Origin of the sequence: Mycobacterium sp., assembly GCF_035640695.1 — a bacterium.
Taxonomy (GTDB): domain Bacteria; phylum Actinomycetota; class Actinomycetes; order Mycobacteriales; family Mycobacteriaceae; genus Mycobacterium.
This window is the reverse complement of record NZ_DASQVQ010000168.1, coordinates 1-4,462: the sequence shown is the minus strand read 5'-3', so window position 1 is coordinate 4,462 and position 4,462 is coordinate 1. Positions and strand designations below refer to the sequence as shown.

The 4,462-nt window shown below is 68.7% G+C and carries 5 protein-coding genes; 3 read left to right on the top strand and 2 right to left on the bottom strand.

Annotation, left to right across the window (positions count from 1 at the left end; all coding sequences use genetic code 11):
• Positions 1 to 242 precede the first annotated feature (242 nt).
• Positions 243 to 419, top strand: coding sequence for a hypothetical protein (locus tag VE759_RS19825; protein WP_324935601.1), 177 nt, complete (start codon positions 243 to 245; stop codon positions 417 to 419).
• 24 nt (positions 420 to 443) lie between these two features.
• Positions 444 to 1,664 carry a chromate efflux transporter gene (chrA, locus tag VE759_RS19820; protein ID WP_324935599.1) on the top strand — a complete coding sequence of 407 codons (1,221 nt, stop codon included), beginning with the start codon at positions 444 to 446 and terminating at the stop codon, positions 1,662 to 1,664.
• Between the two features lie 13 nt (positions 1,665 to 1,677).
• Here chrA and VE759_RS19815 read toward each other — a convergent pair whose 3' ends face one another.
• Entirely contained in the window at positions 1,678 to 3,021 is a 1,344-nt protein-coding gene (locus VE759_RS19815) for a sensor histidine kinase (RefSeq protein WP_324935597.1), read from the bottom strand.
• A complete protein-coding gene (locus tag VE759_RS19810; RefSeq protein ID WP_324935595.1) occupies positions 3,018 to 3,749 on the bottom strand; it encodes a response regulator transcription factor in 732 nt (243 codons plus the stop codon). Before VE759_RS19810 ends, VE759_RS19815 begins: the two co-directional genes overlap by 4 nt.
• 177 nt (positions 3,750 to 3,926) lie before the next feature.
• Here VE759_RS19810 and VE759_RS19805 point away from each other — a divergent pair.
• The coding region (locus tag VE759_RS19805) for a DUF1259 domain-containing protein (protein WP_324935604.1) at positions 3,927 to 4,462 on the top strand (536 nt) is incomplete at its 3' end.

Below are 4,462 nucleotides of genomic sequence, written 5' to 3'. Positions count from 1 at the left end.
CACCACCGCCGTCGCGGTCGCCGCCGATGGCGAATGGATCCGGCGTCGGGTGGGCGCGCCCGTTGTCGCGCTCGAACTGGCCCGAGAGCTGGGGGTTCCCGTCTATGACGCCGCCGTGGTCGGCTACCCCGAATCGATGCGGCGCTACCGCCGGGCGCAATGACTACCAGAGCGCGCGGCGCGAAAGACCCCACCGCGCACAACGCATGCAGTTTCGGCATGGCCGATGAACGGAGATCGACATGGCAGAGGTAGCCGCCGGTGCGGACCCCGACGAGGATGAGAGCCTGGCCGACGACCAACGACCGCGCCACGACAAGGACGTGTTCGACATCTCCCTGTGGTGGCTGCCGCTGATCCTGGCGGCCGTGGTGATCGCGCTGGTGCTCTTGGAGTACTCCGGCGTGTTCGGCTTCTGACGCGGTCCGGCGACGGCACCAGGCATGAGCGAGCTCCTGCCCCCGCGCGACAGCACGGGTGAAACATCATCAGCCGACGGCCCAACGCCGGTGGTCAGCTTCGCCCGGATACTCGGGTACTTCCTGAGGTTGGGCACGATCGGGTTCGGCGGTCCGATCGCCACCGTCGGCTACATGCAGCGCGACCTCGTCGAGCGCCGCGCCTGGATCAACCGCACCGACTTCCTCGACGGGGTCGCCCTGGGCCAAACCATGCCGGGCCCGCTGGCCGCCCAGGTCGCCATGTGGGTCGGCTATCTGCGCCGCGGCGCCCTAGGCGCGCTGGCCGTCGCGGTGACGTTCATCGCCCCCTCGTTTGTGATCGTGGTCAGCGTGGGCGCGCTTTATGTCCGCTACTCCGGGCTGCCGATGGTGGCCGCCCTGTTCTACGGCATCGCCCCGGCGGTGATGGCCATCATCACGCTGGCCGCGGTCAAACTGATCCGACTCACCGACCGCCGCGACAAACGCCTCTGGGCGATCAGCGCATTGGTCTTCGCGCTCACTGCGCTGACCGGCTCCGAGCCGGTCGCGGTCATCATCGGGGCCGGCCTACTGATGATCGCCCTCGACGCCCGGCCCGCGATGCCCCGATTCCGGCGCCGAGGCGCGCCCCCCGACACCGGCACCGACGAGCCGCGCCGATCGCTTGCGCTACCGATCGGCGCGTTCGGCGCCCTCGCCGGCGGCGGCACCCTGGTCTCGTTGGGCCTGTTCTTCCTCAAGGCCGGCGCCCTGGTCTTCGGCTCAGGCCTGGCGATCGTGCCGTTCCTGCGCCAGGGAGTGGTCGACCAGCACCATTGGCTGACCCAGCCCCAGTTCCTCGACGCCGTCGCAATGGGCATGATCACCCCGGGCCCGGTGGTGATCTCGGCCGGGTTCATCGGCTACCTCGTCGCCGGGCTCACCGGCGCGGTGGTGGCCACCATCGCGATCTTCATCCCGATCTATCTCGCCGTGGTCATCCCGGGTCGTTGGTTCCTGCGCCACCGCGACAACAAACAGGTCAAGGCGTTCGTTTCCGGGGCCACCGCCGCCGCGGCCGGGGCACTGGCCGGTGCGGTCGTGGTGTTGACCCGCCAGGCCGTCATCGATTGGCCTAGCGCCGCGATCGCAGTCGCCACGCTCGCGCTGCTCTGGCGATTCAAACTCGGCGAGCCCTACGTCGTACTGGCTGCAGGCGCGCTCGGCCTGCTCATCCACTAAACCGGCCCGGCCGCTACGCCTTTGCCTCCGGCGCGGACGCGGCGGGCAGGCCGACGATTACTTCCGCGCCGCCGTCGGGGTGATTGCGTGCGGCGACGGTGCCGTGATTGCGCTGGGTGAGCGTGTCGACGATGGCCAGGCCCAGTCCAGCGCCGTCGCCGGTGCGGGCGGTATCGGCGCGGGTGAACCGCTGCAGGGCGTGTGGCAGAAAGTCGGCGTCGAATCCCGGGCCGTGGTCGTGGACGCTGGTCTGGACGGTGCCGTTGTTGTGCTGGGCGCGGATCGTGATCGGCGCCTGGCCATGCTCGGCGGCGTTGTCGATGAGGTTGGTGATGATTCGGTCGAGATCGTCGGGGTCGACGCGAACTCGCAGTGCGCCTGGGCATTCGACGACGAGGTTGTCGCCGAGCGAGTGGCCGTAGCGCTGGGCGGCGGCGTCGAGATGGGTGCGCAAATCGACGGTGCTCGGCTGCGCCGGGCTGTGGTCGGCGACGGTGAGCAAGTTGCGCGCCAGCCGTGACAGCCGGGCGGTTTCGTCTAGGGCCGAGCGCAGCGCGGCGATCAGTTCCGGATTGCTACGCGGCCGGCGCAGCGCGAGTTCGAGTTCGGTGGTCAACAGGCTCAGCGGGGTTCGCAGTTCGTGGCCGGCGTCGGTGACGAACTGCCGCTCCCGTTCCAGCGCGCCGTGCAGCCGATCGAGGAGTTCGTTGAACGTTGTTCCCAGCCGCTGGATTTCGTCTTGTGCGGGCGGAACGGGCAGCCGGGCCCCGGTGTCGGTGGCGCTGATGGTGGCTGCGCGTGCACGCATGCGTTCGACGGGTCGCAGGGCCGCCGCGGCCAGCAGGTAGGCGCCCACAGCCGCGGCAGCCAGCACGATCGGGAAGCCGACGGCCAGCTCATTGCGGAGGTCTGCGACGGCGGCGTCGCGGTCGGCGAGGCTTTCGGCCGCCACCACCACGCGTCCGCCCGGTAATGGCGCCGCCGCAATCCTGACCGGCCCCTGCAGGTTTCCCAGGCCTGGGTGGTCGACGACGAGTTGGCGCTGTCGTGCGGTGTCGAGTTCGGCGGGCGACAGCGCGGGCGTACCGATGAGGCTCGGGGTGGCGGCCAGGATTCCGCCGTCGGAGCCGACGACCTGTTCGGCGGTGTCGGGGTCGCCACCGGGCAGCAACGGCTCGGCGGTGGTGGCGATCGGGCGCAGGTCGGCTAGCTGATAGGTCAGGGATTCGGTGATCGAGGCGTCCAGCGACTCGCGCGTGTGCGCCACCGTCACCATCGCGACGGCCAGCAATACCAGCGCCATCACGGTGGTGAAGGCGGCCGCCAGACGGATACGAATCGGCCAGCGCCGCATCATCGGGAGCTCTTATCGGGGCCGCCGCCGTCGATGCGCAGCCGGTAGCCGATGCCTCGGACGGTTTCGATGGAGCTCAGCGCGAACGGGCGATCGATCTTGTCGCGCAGCGCGCGGACATGGACGTCAACGACATTCGACCGTGACTCAAAGGCGAAGTCCCAGCAGTGCTCGAGCAGCAAGTCGCGCGTCAGAACGCTGCCGGGCCGGCGCATCAGCAGTTCGAGCAGCCCGAATTCCTTGGTAGTTAACGCGATTTCAGCCTCACCGCGCCAGCACCGCCGACCGGCAGGGTCGGCGCGCAGGTTTCCCACCGTCAGCACGGTGGGCCGTGGTGTGGGTCCGCGGCGGATCAAGGAGCGCACCCGGGCGAACAGCTCATCGAGGTGAAACGGCTTGGTGAGATAGTCATCGGCGCCGCCGTCCAGACCCGCCACCCGGTCGGCGACCGCCCCGCGGGCGGTCAACATCAGCACCGGCACCCAGACCTCGTTACGGCGCCACTTCCTGCAGACATCGAAGCCGGAGCTGCCGGGCAACATTACGTCCAGCACGACCGCGTCGTAGGCGCGGCCCAGCGCCGCGTGGTAGCCGCTGTCGCCGTCGACCGCGACGTCCACGGCGTAACCCTCCTCGATGAGGCTACGACGCAGCAAGCCGGCCATCTTCGGCTCGTCCTCGACGACCAGAACCCGCACGGCCAACACCTTCCCGTCTGCCGGATTCGTCATGCCGGTGCCCTCCATCATCACCCTGTGTGGCAGGTGTCGACATCGGTTGGGATGGGCTCGACCCGATCGGCTTCATCGTGGCTTCATCAAGAGGCGATAAACCGGAGCGTGGAGCGATTATCGATCCCGCCCACCAGGGTGCCGACGCTACGGAGAAGGGGAACGGCCATGGTCTCGATGCCTGCAGGCTCCTCCCACCCAGTTGTGGTATGGGTCACCGCGGCCGTGGCGGTGTTGCTGGTCGCCGGCTGCAGTAGTTCTGGGTCTAAGGGCGGCCCGGCTTCGGGCAGCGACCGCGATACCAATCCACATGCGGCGGTCACCACGACCGACGCCGATTGGAAGCAGGTCGCCGATGTGCTGGGACGCAACGGGAAGCTCGGGGATAACAACACGGCGTACCGGATCGCGTTGCCGCGCAACGATCTTCACGTCACCAGCTATGGTGTGGCGATCAATCCGGGCCTGTCGCTGGGTGGCTATGCGGCGTTCGCGCGGTACGACGCCAACGAGTCACTGCTGATGGGTGATCTGGTGGTCACCGAGGAGGAGTTACCTAAGGTCACCGACGCGTTGCAGGCTCACGGGCTGGCCCAGACCGCGTTGCACAAGCACCTGCTCGAGCAAACTCCGCCGGTGTGGTGGACCCACGTCCATGGCATGGGTGATGCCGCCGCGCTGGCGCGGGGATTGAAGGCGGCGCTGGATGCCAC

Bases quoted from the DNA above. Each gene is read 5' to 3' on its own strand.
- VE759_RS19825 (WP_324935601.1), top strand. From the start codon at position 243: ATGGCAGAGGTAGCCGCCGGTGCGGACCCCGACGAGGATGAGAGCCTG.
- VE759_RS19810 (WP_324935595.1), bottom strand. From the start codon at position 3,749: ATGACGAATCCGGCAGACGGGAAGGTGTTGGCCGTGCGGGTTCTGGTC.
- chrA (WP_324935599.1), top strand. From the start codon at position 444: ATGAGCGAGCTCCTGCCCCCGCGCGACAGCACGGGTGAAACATCATCA.
- VE759_RS19815 (WP_324935597.1), bottom strand. From the start codon at position 3,021: ATGATGCGGCGCTGGCCGATTCGTATCCGTCTGGCGGCCGCCTTCACC.